This window comes from Mesorhizobium tamadayense (assembly GCF_003863365.1).
GTDB lineage: Bacteria > Pseudomonadota > Alphaproteobacteria > Rhizobiales > Rhizobiaceae > Mesorhizobium > Mesorhizobium tamadayense.
The window spans coordinates 118,306-138,695 of the sequence record NZ_RQXT01000013.1 but is presented as its reverse complement, the minus strand read 5'-3'; the positions used below and the strand labels follow the sequence as shown (position 1 = coordinate 138,695).

Here is a 20,390-nt window from a genome sequence, read left to right as displayed (position 1 = left end):
ATGCATCCGCGACTAGAATTGCGCAACATCTCAAAGCGCTATCCGGGCGTCGTCGCCAATGACGACGTCTCGCTGTCGATCCAGCCCGGCGAGATCCACGCCGTGCTAGGCGAGAACGGCGCCGGCAAATCGACGCTGATGAAGATCATCTATGGCGCGGCGCAGGCCGATACCGGCGAGATCTATTGCGACGGCAACGCAATCGCCGCGCACAACCCGGCGATGTCGCGCGCGCTCGGCATCGAGATGGTCTATCAGCATTTCGCGCTGTTCGAATCCGTTTCGGTGGTCGAGAACATCGCGCTGTCGGCAAGTGGCGCCTTCGATCTGCCTTCGCTCGCCGACAAGATCCGCGAGCTTTCGCTACGCTACGGCATGCCTATCGATCCGCACCGCCAGGTGCACGACCTGTCGGTCGGCGAGCGGCAGCGCGTCGAGATCGTGCGCTGCCTGCTGCAAGCGCCGAAACTTCTTATCCTCGACGAGCCGACCTCCGTGCTGACGCCTCAGGCCGTGGTCAAGCTGTTCGACACGCTTCGGCAGCTCGCCGCAGAGGGCTGCTCGATCGTCTATATCAGCCACAAGCTCGACGAGGTGCAGGAGCTCTGCGACACCGCCACCGTGCTGCGCAACGGCAAGGTCACGGGCACCGCGCGCCCGAAGGAAACGACATCGCTGGAACTCGCCCGCATGATGGTCGGCTCCAAGCTGCCCGAGATGCATGTCAGCCCGGCGGCGCCCAGCGAGAAGCCGGTGCTCGAGGTCAGAAATCTGTCGGCCAAGGCCAGGGACCATTTCGGCGTCGACCTGAAGGACGTGTCCTTCGACGTGCGTGGCGGAGAGATCGTCGGCCTGGCGGGCGTCTCCGGTAACGGTCAGGCCGAGCTCATCGCGCTGCTCAGCGGCGAGCGCACGCATGGGCATTACGACGCGATCAAAATCGGCGGGACGCCCGCCGCCGGCCTGCGCCCCGACGAGCGCCGCAAGCTTGGCCTCGCCTTCGTTCCCGAGGAGCGGCTCGGGCGGGGTGCGGTGCCCTCGCACACGCTATGGGAAAACGCGGTGCTGACCGCCCATCGCTTGGGCACCGTCAGCAAAGGCCTGGTCGACCGGCGCAAGGCCAGCATCTTCGCTGCCGGCGTCATCGACCGATTCAAGGTCAAGGCCAACGGTCCAGGCGCGACGGCGCAGAGCCTGTCCGGCGGCAATCTGCAGAAATTCATCGTCGGCCGCGAGATCGCGCTGGCGCCGAAGCTGCTGCTCGTCTCGCAGCCGACCTGGGGCGTCGATGTCGGCGCGAGCGCCTTCATCCGCCAGACCATCGTCGATCTCAGCCGCGCCGGCACGGCGGTGTTCGTCGTCTCGGAGGAGCTCGACGAGCTGTTCGAGATCTGCGACCGGCTGCTCGTGATCTGCCAGGGACAGGTGTCGCCGTCGCTCGTGCGCACCAGCACCGACCGGGAGGAGATCGGGCTGCTCATGACCGGCCGTAAGATGAGCAAGGACAGGAGTGGTGACGTTGCGCTTCAGGATTGAACAAAGGCCGGAACCTTCGGCCGCGATGCGCATCGCGGCGCCGGTGCTGGCGTCCATCTTGACGCTGATCGTGGGCTCGCTCTTCTTCGCCTCGCTCGGGCACGATCCGCTGCCTACGCTCTATGCCTTTTTCGTCGAGCCGCTAAGTTCCATGAACGGCCTGTCGGAGTGGCTGCTCAAGGCCTCGCCGCTGATCCTGATCGCTTGCGGGCTGGCGATCGGCTTCCGCGCCAATGTCTGGAACATCGGCGCCGAGGGCCAGTTCACCATGGGCGCGATTGCCGCGAGCGGCATTGGGCTGTTCTGGCCGAACCCGGACAGCGCGCTGCTGCTGCCGCTGATGTTCCTGGCGGGCATGGCCGCCGGTATGGCGTGGGCGGCGATCCCCGCCTTCCTGCGCGCCCGCATGAACACCAACGAGATCCTGGTCACGCTGATGATGACCTATATCGCGACGCTGTTCCTGTCCTACCTGGTGCACGGACCGTGGCGCGATCCCGCAGGCTTCAACTATCCGCAGACGGCGCTTCTGCCGACGGGGGCGCTGTTCGAGTCCTTCGACCCGGCTTATCGGCTGAACCCTTCGATCTTCATCACCGTCATCGCGGTTCTGGTGATGTGGCTTTTCACCGACCGCAGCTTCCTCGGCTACAAGATGTCGGTGAGCGGCGCGGCGCCCTTGGCTGCCCGTTACGCCGGCTTTCGCGAATCCGCCGCGGTGTGGATCGGACTTCTGGCGGGAGGTGCGGCGGCCGGCGTCGCCGGCATGGCGGAGGCCGCCGGGCCGCTCGGCCAGCTCTCGCCGCAGATCTCGCCCGGCTACGGATTTGCCGCCATCATCGTCGCCTTCATCGGACGGCTGAACGCCTTCGGCATCGTGCTCGGCGGGCTGTTGATGTCGCTGCTCTTCCTCGGCGGCGAAGGCGTGCAGATGACGCTCGCCTTGCCCTCGGCGCTGACGCGCATCTTCCAGGGCATCCTGCTGTTCTTCCTGCTCGCGGCCGACTTCTTCATTTTCTACCGAATTCGCGTGGTACGGCCGGCCAGGGACGCGCATGTGCTCGAAACGGCGCGGGTAGCGGGAGACTGATCGATGGAACTGTTCATTGCCATCTTCACCGGCACCATCATCGCCGCCACGCCGCTGATCTTCGCCGCGCTCGGCGAGCTCGTGGTCGAGAAATCCGGCGTGCTCAATCTCGGCATCGAGGGCATGATGCTGATGGGCGCAGCACTTGCCTTCTGGGCGGTCACGGCAGGCTGTTCCATGCCGGTCGCGATCGTCGCCGGTGCGCTGGCGGGCGCCGCCGCCTCGCTGCTGTTCGGCGTCCTGGCGCTCACCTTCCTGACCAACCAGTATGCGGCCGGCCTGGCGCTGGCGATCTTCGGCTCCGGCGTGTCGGCCTTCCTCGGGCGCGGCTTCGGCAGCGTGCCGATCGAGGCGCTGCACCGCGTCGACATCCCGATCCTCTCCGACCTGCCGCTGATCGGGCCGCTGCTCTTCCGCTTCGACCCGCTGGTCTATCTGGCGCTCTTGATGTTCGTGGCGATCAGCTGGTTCCTCTACCGCACGAAAGCCGGCCTCATCCTGCGCACGATCGGAGAGTCGCCACAGACCTCGCACGCGATCGGCTATCCGGTGATCAGGATCCGTTACATGGCTGTGCTGTTCGGCGGGCTGATGGCCGGCCTCGCGGGCGCCTATCTGTCGGTCGCCTACACGCCGCTCTGGGTCGAGAACATGACCGCCGGCAAGGGCTGGATCGCGCTGGCGCTGGTGGTGTTCGCCACGTGGCGGCCGCTGCGCGTCCTGCTCGGCGCCTGGCTGTTCGGCGGCATGACGATCCTGCAACTGCAAGGACAGGCGCTGGGACTTCAGGTCCCGTCCGAGCTTCTATCCGCCCTGCCCTATCTGGCGACGATCGTGGTGCTGTTGCTGATCTCGCGCAACCGCCAGATGCTTGCCCTGCACTTTCCTGCCTCGCTGGCAAAGCCGTTCCGCCCCGCGGGCTAAAGCATGTCTTCCGAAAGCGGAACCAGTTTCGAGGCAAAGACATGCTTAAAATCAAAGACTTAAAGCAGGTCGCGTGAATCCTCTTTCACGCGACCTGAAGCTCGGTTCACGCCGCGGGCGGCCCCATGGTGACACCGTATTTGGCGGTGATGGCCGCGAGCTTCGCCATTTCCGGCATGCCAGAGATGGTCGCGGCCTCAAGTTCGGCAAACATCTGGTCCAGTCCACAGCTCGGCGTGCACAGAACCAGCACGCGCGCCGGCTGGTCGCCGACATTGCGATAGCCATGGCGCCTGTGGCGCGCGCCATAGAAGAAACCGCCCGGTCCGACACGGCGCGGCGCGGGCTCGCCTTCGAATTCGATCTGAATTTCGCCGCTCAGCACATAGAAGGCCTCGTCCTCGCGCGCATGTGTATGGGGCGGCGCGCCCGCCCCCGGCGGAACCACGTCTTCCCAGAGCGAGAAGGAACCCGCGGTCTCGGCGCCCGTGGCCTTGTAGATATGGGTGACGCCCAGCACGTTGAGCGTTGAACCGACCGCCGGCTGGCGAACGAACGGTTCGGCTGTTGCAGCCTTGGCATCCATCGTCGACCCCTTTCGTGGTTCAGGTGACCCGTCGAGAGATAGGCCTGTTTCGACTTGGCGATTAGCCGGAATTGTGTGGACATGCTGTCCTGAATTCGGGACAATTGGCCGATGGATCCGCTTGAAGGCGTCACTGCATTCACTCGCGTCGTGGACAGCGGCAGCTTCTCGGCGGCGGCGCGGCACCTCAAAATCTCCAAATCCGCCGTGAGCGCCAACGTGCAGCGGCTCGAACAGCGCTTGGGCATTCGCCTGCTCAACCGCACGACGCGCCGCCTCTCGATGACCGAAGCGGGCGCAGCCTACTATCACCACTGCGCGCGGATACTCGCCGAAGCCGAGGCCGCCGAGCAAGCGGCGACTGCGCTGCAACGCGAACCGCGCGGCACGCTCCGCATTTCGGCGCCCGACAGCTTCGGCTGGATGCATGTGGCGCCAACCGTCCCGGCTTTCCTCAAGCGCTATCCGGAACTCTCCATCGATATCAGCCTGAGCCAGGCCTATGTGAATCTCGTCGATGAGCGGCTCGATCTGGCGATCCGTATCGGGGTGCTTGAGGATTCGCCCCTTGTCGTGCGCAAGCTCGCACCATCGAGGCTCGTCGCCTGCGCCGCGCCGGCCTATCTCAGAGAGCATGGGGCACCGCGCGAGCCGGATGATCTTGCGAAGCACAACTGCCTCTACACGGATCTCTTGCCCTGGGGCGGCGAATGGCGCCTTGCCGGCAAACGCGGCGAGGTGCGGGTGGCCGTCAGCGGCAACCTTCGCACCAACAGCGCCGAGATGCTGCGCGTGGCGGCGCTTCAAGGCGTCGGCATCGCTGTGCTGCCGACCTGGGCGGCCGGCGAGCCATTGCGGGCCGGCGCATTGCAGCGCGTGCTTGAAGCTTGGAAGCTGCCGGCAAGCACGATCTACGCCGTCTATCCCGGCAACAGGCTGATGTCGATGAAGGTCCGCGCCTTCGTCGATCACCTCATCCGATGCTTTGGGCGCACGCCCTATTGGGACGACGGTCTTTGAGGCGGCGCCTCAGCCGCGGCTCGTCACGCAATCTTCCCCCGCAAGCTGTCCGCGAGCGCAGAAAGCGTATCGGCAAGTTGCCTCACGGCTTCCGGCGGCGGCAGCGGCATTTTGAGGCTTTGCGCGCCGGTGGCGGGATCGCGCTCAATCCATGGATGCGCTGGAGCGCCGGGATCGTTGGCGGACGCCAGCGCGGCGACAAACTGGGCGCCTACCTGCAGCAAGGCGCGCCAGGGATCGGCACCCGTATCGCCAGGTGGCACTCCGGCCCCATTGGTTCGCGCGACCGCCATCTCGCCCGTGGCAGCGCCTACATCCACATTTACATCTTCCGCGGATCCGTCCGCATTTGCAGCGGCGACGTTCGTCGCTTCCTCGGCCGGTGTCACGGCCTCGCCCGCGCCCATGCTCCCGGTGACATTTTCCACGTCCTTCATGAAGCGGTTGAGACGCGAACCGCCGAGCGAGATCTCGCTGCTGCCGCCATCGAGAATTCCCGCCGACAAGGAGCGCTTGAACGCAAGCACCGAAAGCATGCCCTCCTCGATCGTGCCCTTGGCAACGAAATTGATGACCTGCACCGGCCGCACCTGGCCCATGCGATGGATGCGCGCGATGCGCTGTTCGAGGATCGCCGGGTTCCACGGCAAGTCCATGTTCACCAGGGTCGATGCATGCTGCAGATTGAGGCCCGTGCTGCCGGCGTCGGTAGACAGGAACACGCGGCAGGCGGGATCGTCGCGAAACCGCTCGACGAGCGCCGGCCGTTTGTCGGACGGCACGCCGCCGTGGAAGCTGACGTAGCCCAGCCCACGCGCTTCGAGGCGGCGGATGACGATATCATGGGTCCGCGTCCATTGCGAAAACACCACGGCCTTGGCCTCGGGCTCGGCGAACAATTCGTCGAAGAGCGCCGCCAACTCGTCGGCCTTGACGCCATGGTCGGTCTCGCGGTCCAGCAGATAAGTGCTGTTGCACGACATGCGCATGTTCTGCAGGGCGCTGGTCAGCCGCCGCTGATCCTTGTCCGACAGAAACTTGGTCTTGCGCCAGCGCTGGACGATCCTAGCCACCACGTCAGCGTTTTCCTGATGATAGAGCATTTGCGTCTCTGTCATCGGCACCAGCAGATTCTGGTCGGTACGGCTCGGCAGCTGCCGCAGCACCTCGGATTTGCGCCGGCGGATCATGACCGGCGCCAGCGTTTGGCCGACCTTCTCCAGCCCGGTATAGCCGGTGACGCGCCCGGCATCGTCCTTGACCTGATGCTCGTGCAGCAGCTTCCAGGTCGGCCCCAGCCGGTGCTGATCGACAAACTGGACGATGGAGACCAGTTCCTCCAGCTTGTTTTCCAAGGGCGTCCCGGTCAGCACGATCGCGTAGGAGCTATCGATGCGTTTCAGGGCGCGCGCCGCGATCGTGTTCCAGTTCTTGACCCGTTGCGCTTCATCGACAATGACCAGCTCGGGTCCCCACGCGGCGATCAGGTCGAGATCCGGCTTGAGTTTCTCGTAGTTCGTGATCTTGCAGAAATCGTCGATGGCGTAGTCCTTCTGCCGCTGCGCCCGACCGCCGTTGATCACGCGCGCCACGTTTTCGCCCTCCCGCCCCGAGAAGCGCGCGATCTCGCTCTGCCACTGGTATTTGAGCGACGTCGGGCAGACAACCAGCACTTTCGAGACGCCGAAATGCCGGGCCAGTATTTCCACCGCGGCGATGGCCTGTATGGTCTTGCCGAGCCCCATATCGTCGCCGATCAGCGCCCTGCCGGTTCGCACCGCGAACAGCGCCCCTTCGGCCTGGTAGGGATAGAGCGGCGCCTTCAAAAGCGTTTGCAGCCCGGGATCGGCGGCGCCGCGCGGGAACAGTTGCCTGAGCTTCGAGGCCCGCCGGTCCGCGTCTCGTCTTCCGGCAATGAAATCGAGCGCATCGTCATAGGCACGGAACTCGTGACCGCTCTTCGAGGCCACCGCCATGAACGGTTCCAGCTCACCGAAGCGGTCGTCGGGAAGCACGCCGTCGCGGTCAGCGTCGAACAACGCCGCAGCGGCTTCCCTCACCGCCGGCGGGCAGTCCGTTCCGGCACGAAAATGGACGCGGCGTTGGCCTTCATTGCGCAAATACAGCTCGGAAAATGCCGGCTGGTAGCCGCGCGCGAACGCAGTCTTGGCGCCCCGCTTTTTCTCCAGCCGGGCGAGCGTGAACTCGATGTGCTTGCAGGTGCCCAGCTCACCGGTAGTGTAGTCGGGGCATGAACAGTAGTTGCCGCCCGGTCCCAGGCCTCGAATCGCCACGCGGTAGCTGGATTTCGAAACGGGGTTTGTGACCCTGAACTCGGAAAAGAACGGCTCGCTGGTCAGATTCTCCAGCCCGAAGTCCTGCTCGCGTCCGAACTGGCGGCGCAGGCCGCGCTGCCAGTCCACCGGCGACAGGTCCGCAGGCGCGTGAGTGCGCGAGAGCTTAGGTTCTTTATTCGGCTTTATCGCGGAATTCAGGCTCTGGCGCTTGGATTTCATCGAAGCATAATCCGTTCAGAAAAATTACTCACGCGACGTCGATCGTCGATGCGGGCGACTCAACAGTGTAGCCGAGCGACCGATATCCCGTTCTTCGTTTCGCCGCCATGGGCCATCAGGTCAAGCACAGTTCGGTCGCGAGGCGCTCACATTTGATCGCGCGGTTCACACCGGCCGAGATGATCGCCGGCGCCATCCGCACCATCTCAAAGGGTTGCCCGTCAGCGCGTCGCTTGCGGTGAGTCCGCTGCTTGGATGCGCGCTCGCAGAGCGATCCTCGAGCGGGCCCCCTACCGTCGGCCACAGCAAGACACGCGTCTTCCCGTGCCGCTTAGCCCGATAGCGTCAGGGTGCCTTTCTCGCCCGCGGCAACATGGTGGCCAAAACGTGCGCATTCGCGTTTCATGGTTTGGCCGAGCCAGGCGGCTTCTTCATCAGATGCGCGAACGAGCCGGAATTTCTGCAGGCGGAAGGGCACCATTTCGATCCGGCGCAACCGATGGCTTTGGTCATCCAGGTCGACGAAATAGGCGAGGGTCAGATCCGGGCGAAATCTCTCCTGCCCGCCGATTCCCTCATAGTCGTTGATGAAGTCGCCGCATCCATAAAGGATGGGCCTGTCGGCATGGATCTCTATCGCCAACGGATGATGCGACGAGTGTCCGTGAACGACGTCGACACGGGCGCCGTCGATCAGGCCATGGGCGAAGCGTCGGTGCTCAGGGGGCAATTCATAGCCCCAATTGGATCCCCAATGGATGGAAACAAGGACGGTATCGTCGGGCTGGCGCCACTCGTCGATGCCGTCAGCAACGGCTGCAAGTGCGTCTTCACTGAAATCCGCGAGGAAGTTGATGCCCGGCCGCTCCTTCCCGGCGGCCCAGTTGGCCGGAACCCCGCTGGATGGACAGGCAAAGGCGAATACAAGCAGTCGCCGCCCTGGGACCGTTTCGAGCACGGCGGGGCGGTTTGCAGCATCGGCATCGAGTCCTGCGCCGGCCGTCGCAAGCCTCGCCCGCTGCAGGGCAAGCAAGGTTTCCTTCAGGCCGCTCAGCCCCCAATCCGCGGCATGGTTGTTGGCAAGGACGCAGCAGTCTATCCCTGCGGCGACGATACAATGCAGATTGTCGGGGTGCATCCGGTAGTTGATGCCTTTCGGCTCGGGCATTCCATCCGCGGTAACACTGGTTTCGAGATTGATGATCCTCAAATCCGGCTCGCGCCGATCAATCTCGTCCAGCGCATCGCCCCAGACATAGTCGAAAGGCGCCGCCCTCGGGATTGCTCCCGACCGACGTTCCGCCAGATCCACATAGCTACGCGCGGAGCGGAGATGCGGCTCGTACAGGACCGGGTCGCAGGGATGCGGCATGACCTGGTCGATGCCGCGGCCGGTCATCACGTCCCCACCTAGGAAGAGCCTCATTTCTGCACCTCGTCAGTTGAATGTCGATCCGGATCGACCGCGGGCACTTAACGTTGCGCGAAAGGGTTCCCGGCACGGACCTGCGTCCGTGGCTCCGGCCGGCGAAGAAGGTAGCGCTTCATGACTATATCGACCAGCGCCGAACTGGTCGACCGCGGGCCGTTGCATGACATCGCTTGAACACCCAGCCTGCTTCAACCGCGCAATGCGGCCGCGACGAGGCACTGCATCGAGGTGATCGGACGACCGATCAGCCGCCCCAGGGCGCCTCCGTCATCGAACAGCGCTCCATGTGAGGCCGCAACGTCGGCATCGACCAGAAGTGCAGCGAGGTCGGCCGGTAGCCCGGCCCCGGTCAACACATCCTGATAGGCGTCCTGGGAAAGATCGTTGTAGGCTATAGCCCTCCCCGACTGCCGGGAGACCTCCGCCGCAAGCTCGGCCAGAGTGAAGGCCTGGTCTGCGGCAAGCTCGTATGTGTTCCCCGCCTGCCCATCGGTCGTCAGCACCACGGCTGCGGCCTCGGCATAGTCCCGTCGCGCCGCGGACGAGAAACGCCCGTCTTTGGCGGCGCCGACGAAGGCGCCGTGCTGCAGAGCCGCCGGAAGCGCCAGCAGATGGTTCTCGGTGTACCAGCCATTGCGCAGGATGACGGCGGGAAGGCCCGAGGCCGCGATGACCTCCTCCGTCTGCCGATGCTCGATTGCGAGCGTTGCGGGAGACGTATCGGCGTGCAGCATGCTCGTGTAAGCAATCAGCGAAACCCCGGCCCGTTGGGCTGCCTCGATCACCGCCCGATGCCGCGGCAGGCGGCCGCTGACCCCGGTCGACGAAATCAGCAGCAGTTTCTGGACGCCGTCGAAGGCCGGAACGAGTGTGTCGGGACAGTCGTAGTCCGCCTCGCGTACGATCACACCGCGCTCCGCCAGATCGCTGGCCTTTGCCGGATTGCGGACCGCCGCGACGATCCGGTCGGCAGGCATGGTCTTCAGCAGTGCTTCGATCACCAGGCGGCCCAGCTGTCCCGTTGCTCCAGTTATTGCGTGCATCGTTCAGTCCATTTCGTGGTTGCGTGGATTGGAGAGCCATCGCATAGCGGCACTCGTTACCATCGGAAACCACGTATCTTGTGGTTACCTTCCTTTTCCGGTAACCAACTGGAAGCTCCCCGCGGCGGACGCGCGATGGTTCTCAAAGTGCGAAAGAAGGTGAAGGCTCCCCCCGGCTGCCCCATGTCGAGGTGCATGGCGCTGCTTGGCGGCTGCTGGACACCCGAGGTGCTCTGGTCCCTGAGCGAAGGCCCGCGTCGGTTCTCGGAACTCCGCCGTGATATCCCAGCCGTTTCAGCGAAGGTGCTGACCAGCAGACTGCGGGATCTCGAGGAGCGCGGCGTTCTCGGTCGCAACGTGATGCCGACCTCGCCGCCGACCGTGGAATATGAGCTGACCTCGTTGGGGCAGGAACTGCTTCCCGCTATCAGGTCTATCGTCGAGGTCGGGTCGCGCCTGCTGCTCAGTGATGCTTCGGGCTAGATGATCGTGAGCACATCGTTTGGCGGCCAGACTGCATTCGGGTTGCCCGCGGGGTGGACATTGTCGTCGCGCCCCGCGCCCATATTGCATCGGGGCGGCTGATCCGCGTTTTGCCGCAGAACGAATGCGGGCAGGCGGCGGGCATCTAGAGGTGGTAATGCGCAGTGACTTCGGCCCTTCGGGAGTCTAAGCTTGCATGCCTTCTGCCAGCACGAAGACCGCCGCATGCCGCGCTTTCTTGCCGTCTACACCATGAAGCCCGAAGACCTCGCCCGCTTTCGCAGCCTTCCTAAGCCCGAGCAGGATGCGATTGATGCCGTTGGCCTGCGGCAGTGGGCGGAATGGGAGGAGAGAAATGCAACATTTTTCCCCGATCGCGGCGGCATGGTCGGTAAGACGACGCGCGTTACCAAGGACGGCATCGCCGACGCCGTGAACCCTTTCTGCGGCTATATTGTCGTCGAGGCCGATACCATCGATGCCGCCGCCCGCCTGTTCGAGAACCACCCGCATTTCACGGTCTTCCCGGGAGACGGCGTGGACATCATGCCCTTCCTCACCGACGCTCCTGCGACATAGTCGCGATTCCACGGTCATGCCTGCCGCGCGGTTGCCCGACGCACCGCAATCGCCGCCGACGCCCACCCCGAGGCGCGCTTCTGCTTCAACTTGCGGCGCTCTCCCGACATCAGGGCCTTAATGAGGATGCGCCCTGAAGGCCCCGCTGACGCGCGTGGTACGAGGGCGGATGTTCTGGTTACGTTGGAAGACGTTGTCAGGGTCGTACGTGGTCTTCACGTCCACTAGTCGGTCGTAGACGGAGTCGCCGTACGCCTCGCGGACCCGACCGGGGTCTTCGTCGCCGCCGAGGAAATTGACGTAGACGCCTTCGCGGAAGCGGCCAAGGGCGGCGAGGACCCCCCTCGTCCAGGCCGTCTCCCGGTTGCCGAAGTTCTCGCTAGGCCGCCACGCAGCGTGGACGATGATCGCGTGCGACGCTTGCCGGTTCCCGAACGCCGTCGCCCCCTCGGCCACTCGGCTCACCGCCCCCTTCAGATGGAACATTGCCACATACGATCGTGGCGACGAGCAGGAGAATGCGTGCCCGGCGATCACGTCGATGAGGTCGTCGCGGAGCGCGGGGAGGTGGGTGGCCTTCCAGTAGTAGTTCCAACCGTGGAGGACGGTCGAGTCGAGCGCGCTCTGGAATACCACGTACGGCTTGGGCCCGGCCAGATCGAGGAGGGGAGTCCGAAATGCGCGGAGCGGGCGGAGCGCCTTCTCACCGTCCTCGATCGGCCCGGCGTAGCACGCGCCCACCATCACCACCGGGCGCCAGTGCAGTTCCTCGGGGATGACCGATAGAGGCGGCACGGTGCAGAATTTTACGACCGTGCCGAGCTCGTCGGGAGCGTCGCGGATGAAGTCGCGGTAGAAACGGAGGACCTCCCCGGCGTCGCTCGCGTCCCAAAGGATGGGCCCGGCCAGAACGGTGGGCCCGACGGGGTGGAGGCGGAACTCGAACGAGGTGACCACGCCGAAGTTGCCGCCGCCGCCGCGCAACGCCCAAAACAGGTCGGGGTGCTCGTCCTCGGACGCCCGCAGCCGCTCGCCGTCGGCCGTCACGACGTCGGCGGCGAGGAGGTTGTCGACCGCGAGGCCATGCTTGCGCATCAGCCAGCCGATGCCACCACCGAGGGTGAGCCCGGCGACTCCGGTATGGCTCACGATTCCGCCGGTGGTGGCCAGGCCGTGCGCCTGGGTCTCGCGGTCGACGTCGCCCCACAGCGCGCCACCCTGCACCCACGCCCTGCCGCCGGCGGGATCGACCCGCACGCCCCGCATCGCCGAGAGGTCGATGACGATCCCGTCGTCGCAAACGGCGGTGCCCGCCACGCCGTGGCCTCCGCCCCGTATGGCGATCGCCAGATCGTGGTCGCGAGCGAAACGCACGGCCGCGACCACGTCGGCGGTCCCGATGCATCGGGCGATCAGACGCGGGCGCCGGTCAATGGCGCCGTTCCAGATTGCACGGGCGACATCGTAGTCGGCGTGGCTGGCATTGATCAGCCAGCCTCGGAACCCGTCGATTTCCACGACGGTTGGCTGCATGCTCCCGTGGTGGGCTTCTGCGTGCGTTGTTGTCGTCGTAGGTGTCGTCATCGTGTCCTCCTCTCGTCGAGAGGCCACATCGGACCACGGCGGACCGCGGTCGTATAGTCAAAAATCTGGACTTCACAACCGAAGGCGGGCGCGCAACACTGGGCTTATGAGGACATACGGTCAGTACTGCCCCATCGCTCGCGGCGCCGAGATCTTCGCCGAGCGCTGGACACCGCTGATCATCCGCAACCTGCACCTTGGCTGCAGAAACTTCAGCGAAATCCTGGAGGGCGCGCCGGGACTCTCTCATACGCTGCTGTCACAACGGCTCAAGCAGCTAGAACGGCTCGGTGTCATCGAGTCAGCGCCCAAGTCTGGCGGGCGCGGGCACCACTACGAGCTCACTTCGGCGGGCCACGACCTGTTCGCGGTCTGCCAGTCGCTCGGTGAGTGGGGTGCGCGTTGGCTCGAGATCGCCCCCGAGCATCTCGACCCCTTTGTGGCCCTGTGGTCCATGTGCAATGCGCTCCGGCGAGAGCGGCTGCCGAATCGACGCGTCGTCATACGTTTCGACTTCACCGGCCGGCCGCATCGTGAGCGCTACTGGCTACTCATCGAGTTCGGAGACACTGAAATCTGCAAGAGATACCCCGGCTTCGACGAGGACCTCTACATCACGGCGGAGGCCGAAGCCTTCGTCAAATGGCACGCCGGCCAGCTTACCTGGGCCCAAGCCATCGGCGGGGGCCGAATCCAACTCGACGGTCCGCCGTCGCTAGTAAGAGCCTTCCCAACCTGGAACGCGCGCAGCATGTTCGCGGGCATCAGGCCGGTCTCCCGCGCCGCCACGAGCCCCGCAGCCTGACATCCTCGATTCGGCCTCCCACTGCGGCTGTCGGGCTTTCGCCCGTCTACAATTGCGAACAAAGACGGTAGGCCTCATAGATCGAAGAGTAGATGTCTCGGCTCGCAACCGCGTCGCCAATGCGGTGTAACTCGAACGATCCCGCGATTGGGGAAGGGGTATCCCCCTTCGCCCTCACTCCCGTCATCAGCGCAATGTCGGTGACGCCGTTGTTGGAAGAGCGGGCACGTAATTCCTGATAAACGTCCTCCATGGGGACCGTGCCACGCTCGACGATGAGTTGGGCGGCGCTCATCTCAGTTTCCGCACCGGTGAGCTCATGCCGGAACCGGGCGACCGCCCGGTTGTCATGGAGCATTGCTTTGACCAACCGGACGTCGCTGACGACCCGGATGCCGAGTTCCGACACGCGCTTGCGGAAACTTACCCTGTCCGGGTAGGGGGTCTCGAGCGCCAGCGTATCGTCCGCAATGGCGAGAGTGACCGTGCGCCCCCGGAGGGCGAGATGAAGGGCGCAGGAAACAGCGGCCTGGCGTCCGGTCTCGTCATAGATGAGGATGTCGTCCTTCGCCGGCACGACACCGGTCAGCACGTCCCAGACGCTGTCGCAGTGCTCAGCGCCGTCCAGCCATTCCATGTCCGGAATGCCGCCCGTGGCGACGATCACCACGTCAGGGTTGCCGGCAAGAATGGTCTCCGCATCAGCATAGGTGCTGAGGCGGACATCCACACCGAGGCGGGCGAGTTCTTCGACACGCCAGTCGACGATGCCGATGAGATCCTTGCGGTCCGAGGCAGAGGCGGCGACCAGCACCTGACCACCAAGCCGCGCTCCGGCTTCGAGCAGGGTCACACCGTGCCCGCGCTCGGCTGCAACCCGCGCCGCCTCCATCCCTCCCGGACCACCGCCGACCACGACCACCCGTCTCGGCGTTTCGGCCCGGCCGATGATGTGGCTGACGATCGTCTCGTGGCCGCTGGCCGGGTTGTGGATGCACTGGACCTTCTTGTAGAGGCAGTAGGATGCGCCGACGCAAGGGCGGATGCGTTCTTCTTGTCTTTGCATCACCTTGTTGACGATATGCGGGTCGGCGATATGCGCCCGCGTCATGCCGACCAGGTCGACAAGATTCTCGCGGATCGCATGCCGCGCCGTGGCTACGTCGCGAATGCCTGCCGCGTGGATGACGGGCAGCCTGGTTTCCCTCTTGAATTGCCCGACCAGCGGCAAGAACGGCGCGCTCTGGCTGAACATGCCGGGCATGTTCTGCTCGGCCAGGGCCAAGTCCGTGTCCATCCGGCCGAAGATGCAGTTGAAGAAATCGATATGGCCTTCGCGTTCGAACAGCCGGGCGAATGCAAGGCATTCCTCGAAGTCCGACCCATCCTCGACCGCCTCGTCGATCACGAACCGGATGCCGACAGCGAAGTCGTCGCCAACCGCCCGACGGATCGCTTCGTGGACCATCAGACCGAAGCGGGCGCGATTTTCCAGCGAACCGCCGAAGGCATCCGTGCGCCTGTTGGTTCTGCGCGAAAGGAATTGGCCGATCAGATGCCCGCCGGTCACCGTCTCGACGCCGTCGAGATCGCCATCGCGGCAGCGCCTGGCGGCGCTTGCGTAGTCGCTGACGATCCTGCCGATGTCCGAGTCGTCCATCTCCTTCGGAAAATTCCGGTTTCGCGTCTCGCGCACGCGAGACGGCGCGACCGGCGGGAGCCAGTTGCCGGCATAGGCGGTGGCGCGCCGCCCAAGATGCGATACTTGGCACATGACGGCGGCGCCGTGGCGATGGATTCGCTGCGACAGCGACTGGAGATGCGGGACGATGCGATCGCTCGAAAGATCCAGTTGACCGCCACCCCAGCTGGAATCGGGCGACATCATCGCCGATCCGCCAGCCATGGTCATGGCGAGACCGCCGCGCGCCTTCTCCTCATGGTAGCGCCGGTAGCGCTCGAGCGGCAGGCCGCCATCGTCCAGCATCGAAGCGTGACTGGTGCTTATGACGCGGTTGCGCAGCACCAGTCCCTTGAGCTTAAACGGCTGAAGCAGAGGATCCGAACCATTCATGAAAATTATAGTCTGCCATTTGCGGAGCCCCAGAAAGCTTGAAAATTCTTGGGGTAGCTATACGCTGGACGTATGGCTGGCTTCGCAAAACTGGTTCCTTCCGCACGTGGACTTCTGGTCTTCGAGGCGGCTGTCCGGCTGGCAAGCTTTACGGCCGCTGCTCGGGAGTTCAACGTCACGCAGCCGTCCGTCAGCCGCAGCATCGCCCAGCTCGAGGCCGATTTTGGCGTCGCCCTCTTTTCCCGGAAATCGACGGGATTGACCCCGACCGCGGATGGCCGCGCGCTCTATTCGGCAGTGCGCGAAGGATTTGACGGCATCGAGGAGGTCATCCGCAGGATCAAGGAGAAGAATGCCGCAAAGCCGGTCGTCACGCTCTCCCTTTCAAGCTCGCTGGTGACGCATTGGTTCGTTCCGAGGCTGGGAGCCTTCACGACAAGATTTCCAGATGTGGACCTGAGATTCGAACTGATCGCGGGCGTTCTGCGCGGACCGGCCGAGAACGTCGACCTGGCCACCAGGATCCTGGCCGATGACGACAAGGGCTATCACCGTTGGGAGTTCTCCCCGGAAATCATCGTTCCCGTCTGCAGCCCGTCCTATCTGGCAGCTCATGGCCGGTTGAAGCACGACGCGGACGGCGAAGGCCATGTCTTGCTTCATCTCACCGATGCCAAGGTTCAATGGCCGGATGCCTGGGGCCGAGTAGCCGACCGCAGGACCAGCAAGGCAAAGCGGCTCGAATTCTCGGACTACGCGGTGGTGCTTCAGGCCGCAATGAACGGGGAAGGCGTCGCGCTCGGCTGGCTCAGCAATATTTCACGTGCCTTGCTTCAGGGCGCGCTTGTCCCTGCTTCGGACCGCCAGATCAACACCGGCCGGACCCACCACTTGATTGCGCCGCGCTCGAGGCCGGTTCGGCCTGTCGTCTCCGAGATCTGCGCCTGGATGATCGCTGAGATGCAAACCGAGCTGAAGGCTTTGCACCCGATATTGCGGCCGGACGTCTGGCAACCGGGTTGAATGTCCGGCCGGCTCTTTTGTCGACAGACTATCGGCGCGCGTGCCCGGCTGAACTACCCGAGAGTTTGACTGGCAAGGGCATAGGTCGTCGGCGTGGCTGCGCCGGCGACGACAAAATCGGCGAGGCGTTTGCCCCTGGACATGGTCAGCACCGTGTCGAAGACCGGCATTCCGCTATGCGACACAAAGGCGGCGAACTCGCCACTGTCCATGTGCGTGTCGATCCTGAGAAAAGATCCTGAATGGTCGACCACGTGCGGCCGGACGACCGCCACGGCGTCGGCGTCGCTTCCCGCCACGACCGGCCCCACCACATGGCCCCGACCGAACGGCCGACAGAGCGCGAAGGCGTTCAGCCTGTCGCCCTTGAAAAGACCATAGGCGGCCGAGTGCGCGAAGAGCTTTTCGATGAGCGCCTCACGCCTCACGCCAAATCCTGCCGCATCGAGCGCGATCGCCGCGGGAATGTCGCTTGCGTGCAAGGCCCGGATATCGCCCCGTGTCTCCGCCAGTCCACCCATCGTCTCCGCACGGGCGATGCCCTGGCATTGGTAGACGGTCTTCTCCGGCTGAAAGTCGAGGGAAAGATAGAGCCGTCTGGCCGCCCGGGTCGCATTGAGGCGCAGATCGCGCCCGGCGACCTTCTCGAAGACCCGCTTCATCAGCCATTGACCGGCTCCCAGCGTCTGCAGTCGCGGCGAGGTGATGACCATTCCGACCGTCGCGAAATCGGCGCCGTGCGCGAACCACATGGCCGAACCGAGAACGCGGCCGATCTCATCGAGCGCCACGAACCCGTGTCCCGATTCACGCAGGAACTGCCAGTCTTCGGCTCGGTGCGGCCATCCCACGGCCAGGGAGTGCGCGTGCAACCGGTCGAGTTCGATGCCATCGATGTCGCCGATGCGCATCGAGAAGGCATCGATTTTCAAGCTTCCGGACGGCTTCAATTTCATGCCTCTGAAAGATCGCGTAACGGGTGACACACAATGGCCGCCCCGCCTCCTGCCAACGCTAAACAACCAGACCGATACGATTTGCTCGAAAGCCGCGCGCCAACGCAAGATTCGACTGAAACATTTCTGCTTTCGGCACGCAATCGCGAAAGAAAGCGCACATCCTCTTCCGAATTGTTGCGGCATTCGGTCGACGGGCGATCGCGGCGAACTTGAAAATGGTTTTGAGGACTGGAATGGACGTCCTAGAGATCCTCGACCGTCTCGTTGCTTTTCCATCGGTCGCCGGCAGGCCGAACGGTGACATCGCCGGCTGGATCGAGGCCCATCTTGCGCAACACGGAACGCAGGTCACCCTGCTCCCAGGGCCGGAAGGCGACCGTTCCAACCTTTTCGCGACGATCGGCCCAGCCGATGTCCCGGGCTATATCCTGTCGGGCCACATGGACGTCGTCCCCGCCGGCGAGCCGCAGTGGAGTTCGGACCCTTTCGCGCTGCGCCGGGAGGGCGAACATCTTTACGGACGCGGCACCACGGACATGAAGGGGTTCCTTGCCGCTGCGCTCGCCGCTGTGCCTCACCTGACGAAACTGCGCCTGGCCAGACCGATCCACCTCGCCTTTTCCTATGATGAGGAGGTCGGATGCCGCGGCGTGCCGCATCTGATCGCTCGCCTTCCCGAGCTTTGCGCGAAGCCGCTCGGCGCTATCATCGGCGAGCCGAGCGGCATGCGCGCCGTGCGCGGCCACAAGGGCAAGGCGGCCGCCCGCGTGACGATCCGGGGCCGCGCCGGCCATTCCTCGCGGCCCGACCTCGGGCTCAATGCCATCCATGCCATGGCCGATGTGCTGAGCGCAGCCGTGAGCGAAGCCGAGCGGCTGACGCATGGTCCGTTCGACCCGGCCTTCGAGCCGCCCTACTCCTCGCTGCAGGCAGGCGTGGTGGCGGGTGGACAGTCGGTCAATATCATCCCCGACACCTGCACGCTGGATCTGGAGGCGCGCGCCATACCCGGCGTCGATCCGGCCAGCCTGCTCGCACCCGTCAAGGCGCGGGCCGAGGCCCTTGCGGCCGATGGCTTTCGGATCGAGTGGACGCCGATGAGCGCCTATCCGGCGCTGGCGTTGCCGCAAGATGCAGACCTGGCAACGCTGTTGCGCGAGCTGACCGGCGAAGCGCCGCTTGCCGCCGTCAGCTACGGCACGGAGGCCGGGCTCTACCAGGTCGCCGGGTTCGATGCGATCATCTGCGGCCCCGGCGATATCGGCCGCGCCCATAGGCCGGACGAATACATCCTCGCCAGCGAACTCGCCGCCTGCCAGCGGATGATCGAGGCGCTGGGCACGCGCTGCGCGGCGTGAAGGAGCAACCGGGATGACGTTCCTGTTCAACTCCGATGCGCGACGCGGCGCGGTCTTCGCCGAGGCGTTCGCCCAGGAATTGCCGGACCTCCCTTTCACCACGGACACTGCGACGGTCGACCCGGACGCCGTGCGCTATCTGATCACCTGGACTGTGCCGGATAACCTCGCCCGCTACAGGAACCTTGAAATCCTGTTTTCCATGGGTGCCGGCGTCGATCAGTTCCGCTTCGAAGCAGTACCCGCGAACGTCAAGATCGTGCGCATGATCGAGGAAGGCATCGTGCGCATGATGCAGGAATATGTGACCCTTGCCGTGCTTGCTCTGCACCGCAATCTGCCAGCCTATCTCATACAGCAACGCGCCGGCGAATGGCGCGACATCCCGCAGCTCCAGGCCGGATCGCGGCGGGCCGGCGTGCTCGGCCTCGGGCAGCTCGGCCAAGCCGTCCTCGACCGGCTGAAGCCCTTCGGCTTCCCGCTCGCCGGCTGGAGCCGGTCGCCGCGGCAGATCGAGGGCGTGATCTGTCATCATGGCGAGCAGGGGCTGGCGGAGATGCTCGCGGCCAGCGATATACTGATCTGCCTCTTGCCGCTGACCGAAGATACGCGCGGCTTCCTCGATGCCGACCTGTTCGCGAAACTGCCCAAGGGCGCGGCGCTCGTCCACACCGGACGGGGGCCGCAACTCGACCACGACGCGCTTGTCGCCGCGCTCGACGGCGGTCACCTCTCGGCCGCGATGATCGACGTCACCGATCCCGAACCGCTGCCCGCGGGCCATCCATTCTGGTCGCATCCGAAGATCATCCTGACCCCGCACATCGCCAGCGTTACCCAGCCAGCGACTGCCGCGCAGACCGTCATCGACAACATCAAGCGTCACCGCGCCGGGCTCGATCTCATCGGGCTTGTCGACCGAACCCGTGGCTATTGAAACCCAAGCGAAAAGGCCATCCCTTGTCCCTGCTCAAAACCGTCGACACCAACCCGGTTTCCCGCCGCGCGAATCCACGGCGCTGCCCGAACGGCTGATTGCCGGCAACCCCGCCTTCAAGACCTGGGCGCAGGACGCTGCCAAGGGCGACCTCGTCCGTACCGGCGTCTGGGAAGCGACACCGGGCGAGACGCGCTCGATCAAGGGCGACACTTTCGAGTTCTGCCACATCCTTTCCGGCGTGGTGGAAATCACGCCCGACGCCGGCGAGACGGTGACCTATCGCGCCGGCGACAGCTTCGTGATGAAGCCGGGATTTACCGGTATCTGGAAGACCATCGAGACGGTGCGCAAGATCTACGTGACAGTGGGTTAAGGGTCCCGTGACCTCCGCGGAAGATTTTGCCGTCATGCGCGCCTGGCACGCAACATTCGTCGGTC

The 20,390-nt window shown here is 64.7% G+C and carries 18 protein-coding genes and 1 pseudogene; 12 read left to right on the top strand and 7 right to left on the bottom strand.

All coding sequences use genetic code 11. The annotated features are described in order from the left end of the window. The 3 genes from EH240_RS13620 to EH240_RS13610 are packed head-to-tail and all read left to right on the top strand — an operon-like array spanning position 1 to position 3,550. The gene (locus EH240_RS13620) at positions 1 to 1,536 is read left to right on the top strand and encodes an ABC transporter ATP-binding protein (protein WP_124999009.1); all 1,536 of its coding nucleotides are present in this window, start codon (positions 1 to 3) and stop codon (positions 1,534 to 1,536) included. Further along, positions 1,520 to 2,626: an ABC transporter permease gene (locus tag EH240_RS13615; protein ID WP_124999007.1), complete on the top strand. Its 1,107-nt coding sequence runs from the start codon at positions 1,520 to 1,522 to the stop codon at positions 2,624 to 2,626. The genes EH240_RS13620 and EH240_RS13615 overlap by 17 nt, the downstream gene beginning before the upstream one ends. Before the next feature lie 3 nt (positions 2,627 to 2,629). Beyond that, the gene (locus EH240_RS13610; protein ID WP_124999005.1) at positions 2,630 to 3,550 is read left to right on the top strand and encodes an ABC transporter permease; all 921 of its coding nucleotides are present in this window, start codon (positions 2,630 to 2,632) and stop codon (positions 3,548 to 3,550) included. 106 nt (positions 3,551 to 3,656) lie between these two features. Here the strand turns inward: EH240_RS13610 and EH240_RS13605 are convergent, their stop codons facing one another. Further along, positions 3,657 to 4,136: a cupin domain-containing protein gene (locus EH240_RS13605; RefSeq protein WP_124999004.1), complete on the bottom strand. Its 480-nt coding sequence runs from the start codon at positions 4,134 to 4,136 to the stop codon at positions 3,657 to 3,659. Positions 4,137 to 4,247: 111 nt separating this feature from the next. Here EH240_RS13605 and EH240_RS13600 point away from each other — a divergent pair, with 111 nt between their 5' ends. Then, positions 4,248 to 5,156 (top strand): LysR family transcriptional regulator, encoded by a 909-nt coding sequence (locus EH240_RS13600; protein WP_124999002.1) that lies wholly within the window; start codon positions 4,248 to 4,250, stop codon positions 5,154 to 5,156. A 23-nt stretch (positions 5,157 to 5,179) separates the two neighbouring features. On the opposite strand, the gene EH240_RS13595 is transcribed toward EH240_RS13600, so the two are convergent. Then, positions 5,180 to 6,901, bottom strand: a complete 1,722-nt coding sequence (locus tag EH240_RS13595; protein WP_245436003.1) for a DEAD/DEAH box helicase — start codon at positions 6,899 to 6,901, stop codon at positions 5,180 to 5,182. Between EH240_RS13595 and EH240_RS38865 the strand changes: the two genes are divergently transcribed. Next, on the top strand, positions 6,845 to 7,411 hold the full coding sequence (locus EH240_RS38865; protein ID WP_245436001.1) for a hypothetical protein: 567 nt from the start codon (positions 6,845 to 6,847) through the stop codon (positions 7,409 to 7,411). The two genes, EH240_RS13595 and EH240_RS38865, sit on opposite strands and share 57 nt — an antisense overlap. A gap of 592 nt (positions 7,412 to 8,003) precedes the next feature. Here the strand turns inward: EH240_RS38865 and EH240_RS13590 are convergent. After that, entirely contained in the window at positions 8,004 to 9,098 is a 1,095-nt protein-coding gene (locus EH240_RS13590) for a CapA family protein (RefSeq protein WP_124998998.1), read from the bottom strand. A gap of 194 nt (positions 9,099 to 9,292) precedes the next feature. Next, positions 9,293 to 10,147 (bottom strand): SDR family oxidoreductase, encoded by an 855-nt coding sequence (locus EH240_RS13585; protein ID WP_124998996.1) that lies wholly within the window; start codon positions 10,145 to 10,147, stop codon positions 9,293 to 9,295. A gap of 195 nt (positions 10,148 to 10,342) precedes the next feature. Here EH240_RS13585 and EH240_RS13580 point away from each other — a divergent pair, with 195 nt between their 5' ends. Together EH240_RS13580 and EH240_RS13575 are read left to right on the top strand one after the other, a co-directional pair. After that, positions 10,343 to 10,630, top strand: coding sequence for a winged helix-turn-helix transcriptional regulator (locus EH240_RS13580; RefSeq protein WP_245435997.1), 288 nt, complete (start codon positions 10,343 to 10,345; stop codon positions 10,628 to 10,630). 225 nt (positions 10,631 to 10,855) lie between these two features. Continuing rightward, complete coding sequence (locus EH240_RS13575) at positions 10,856 to 11,209, top strand: hypothetical protein (RefSeq protein WP_124998992.1); 354 nt, start codon at positions 10,856 to 10,858, stop codon at positions 11,207 to 11,209. A gap of 117 nt (positions 11,210 to 11,326) precedes the next feature. Here the strand turns inward: EH240_RS13575 and EH240_RS13570 are convergent, their stop codons facing one another. Further along, positions 11,327 to 12,742, bottom strand: a complete 1,416-nt coding sequence (locus EH240_RS13570) for an FAD-binding oxidoreductase (protein WP_124998990.1) — start codon at positions 12,740 to 12,742, stop codon at positions 11,327 to 11,329. 157 nt (positions 12,743 to 12,899) lie between these two features. On the opposite strand from EH240_RS13570, the gene EH240_RS13565 reads away from it, so the two are divergent. Continuing rightward, positions 12,900 to 13,598: a winged helix-turn-helix transcriptional regulator gene (locus tag EH240_RS13565; RefSeq protein WP_124998988.1), complete on the top strand. Its 699-nt coding sequence runs from the start codon at positions 12,900 to 12,902 to the stop codon at positions 13,596 to 13,598. 46 nt (positions 13,599 to 13,644) lie between these two features. Here EH240_RS13565 and EH240_RS13560 read toward each other — a convergent pair whose 3' ends face one another. Beyond that, positions 13,645 to 15,672 carry an NADH:flavin oxidoreductase gene (locus tag EH240_RS13560; RefSeq protein ID WP_124998986.1) on the bottom strand — a complete coding sequence of 676 codons (2,028 nt, stop codon included), beginning with the start codon at positions 15,670 to 15,672 and terminating at the stop codon, positions 13,645 to 13,647. Between the two features lie 72 nt (positions 15,673 to 15,744). Here EH240_RS13560 and EH240_RS13555 point away from each other — a divergent pair, with 72 nt between their 5' ends. Next, on the top strand, positions 15,745 to 16,695 hold the full coding sequence (locus EH240_RS13555; RefSeq protein WP_124998984.1) for a LysR substrate-binding domain-containing protein: 951 nt from the start codon (positions 15,745 to 15,747) through the stop codon (positions 16,693 to 16,695). Between the two features lie 53 nt (positions 16,696 to 16,748). Here EH240_RS13555 and EH240_RS13550 read toward each other — a convergent pair whose 3' ends face one another. Then, positions 16,749 to 17,651 (bottom strand): GNAT family N-acetyltransferase, encoded by a 903-nt coding sequence (locus EH240_RS13550; RefSeq protein ID WP_124998982.1) that lies wholly within the window; start codon positions 17,649 to 17,651, stop codon positions 16,749 to 16,751. Between the two features lie 236 nt (positions 17,652 to 17,887). On the opposite strand from EH240_RS13550, the gene argE reads away from it, so the two are divergent. The 3 genes and pseudogenes from argE to EH240_RS13535 all read left to right on the top strand — a co-directional run bounded on the left by argE (position 17,888) and on the right by EH240_RS13535 (position 20,325). After that, a complete protein-coding gene (argE, locus tag EH240_RS13545; RefSeq protein WP_124998980.1) occupies positions 17,888 to 19,012 on the top strand; it encodes an acetylornithine deacetylase in 1,125 nt (374 codons plus the stop codon). Between the two features lie 13 nt (positions 19,013 to 19,025). Then, positions 19,026 to 19,949: a 2-hydroxyacid dehydrogenase gene (locus EH240_RS13540; RefSeq protein WP_124998979.1), complete on the top strand. Its 924-nt coding sequence runs from the start codon at positions 19,026 to 19,028 to the stop codon at positions 19,947 to 19,949. Positions 19,950 to 19,972: 23 nt separating this feature from the next. Beyond that, positions 19,973 to 20,325, top strand: a pseudogene (locus EH240_RS13535) (cupin domain-containing protein). Positions 20,326 to 20,390 lie beyond the last annotated feature (65 nt).

What these genes read in the sequence shown, in the direction of transcription:
- EH240_RS13605 (WP_124999004.1), bottom strand. Translation starts at nt 4,136, where the DNA reads ATGGATGCCAAGGCTGCAACAGCCGAACCGTTCGTTCGCCAGCCGGCG.
- EH240_RS13610 (WP_124999005.1), top strand. Translation starts at nt 2,630, where the DNA reads ATGGAACTGTTCATTGCCATCTTCACCGGCACCATCATCGCCGCCACG.
- EH240_RS13585 (WP_124998996.1), bottom strand. Translation starts at nt 10,147, where the DNA reads ATGCACGCAATAACTGGAGCAACGGGACAGCTGGGCCGCCTGGTGATC.
- EH240_RS13575 (WP_124998992.1), top strand. Translation starts at nt 10,856, where the DNA reads ATGCCGCGCTTTCTTGCCGTCTACACCATGAAGCCCGAAGACCTCGCC.
- EH240_RS13595 (WP_245436003.1), bottom strand. Translation starts at nt 6,901, where the DNA reads ATGGGGCTCGGCAAGACCATACAGGCCATCGCCGCGGTGGAAATACTG.
- EH240_RS13570 (WP_124998990.1), bottom strand. Translation starts at nt 12,742, where the DNA reads ATGCAGCCAACCGTCGTGGAAATCGACGGGTTCCGAGGCTGGCTGATC.
- EH240_RS13560 (WP_124998986.1), bottom strand. Translation starts at nt 15,672, where the DNA reads ATGAATGGTTCGGATCCTCTGCTTCAGCCGTTTAAGCTCAAGGGACTG.
- argE (WP_124998980.1), top strand. Translation starts at nt 17,888, where the DNA reads ATGGACGTCCTAGAGATCCTCGACCGTCTCGTTGCTTTTCCATCGGTC.
- EH240_RS13600 (WP_124999002.1), top strand. Translation starts at nt 4,248, where the DNA reads ATGGATCCGCTTGAAGGCGTCACTGCATTCACTCGCGTCGTGGACAGC.
- EH240_RS13580 (WP_245435997.1), top strand. Translation starts at nt 10,343, where the DNA reads ATGGCGCTGCTTGGCGGCTGCTGGACACCCGAGGTGCTCTGGTCCCTG.
- EH240_RS13540 (WP_124998979.1), top strand. Translation starts at nt 19,026, where the DNA reads ATGACGTTCCTGTTCAACTCCGATGCGCGACGCGGCGCGGTCTTCGCC.
- EH240_RS13565 (WP_124998988.1), top strand. Translation starts at nt 12,900, where the DNA reads ATGAGGACATACGGTCAGTACTGCCCCATCGCTCGCGGCGCCGAGATC.
- EH240_RS38865 (WP_245436001.1), top strand. Translation starts at nt 6,845, where the DNA reads ATGCCGGGCCAGTATTTCCACCGCGGCGATGGCCTGTATGGTCTTGCC.
- EH240_RS13555 (WP_124998984.1), top strand. Translation starts at nt 15,745, where the DNA reads ATGGCTGGCTTCGCAAAACTGGTTCCTTCCGCACGTGGACTTCTGGTC.
- EH240_RS13590 (WP_124998998.1), bottom strand. Translation starts at nt 9,098, where the DNA reads ATGAGGCTCTTCCTAGGTGGGGACGTGATGACCGGCCGCGGCATCGAC.
- EH240_RS13620 (WP_124999009.1), top strand. Translation starts at nt 1, where the DNA reads ATGCATCCGCGACTAGAATTGCGCAACATCTCAAAGCGCTATCCGGGC.
- EH240_RS13550 (WP_124998982.1), bottom strand. Translation starts at nt 17,651, where the DNA reads ATGAAATTGAAGCCGTCCGGAAGCTTGAAAATCGATGCCTTCTCGATG.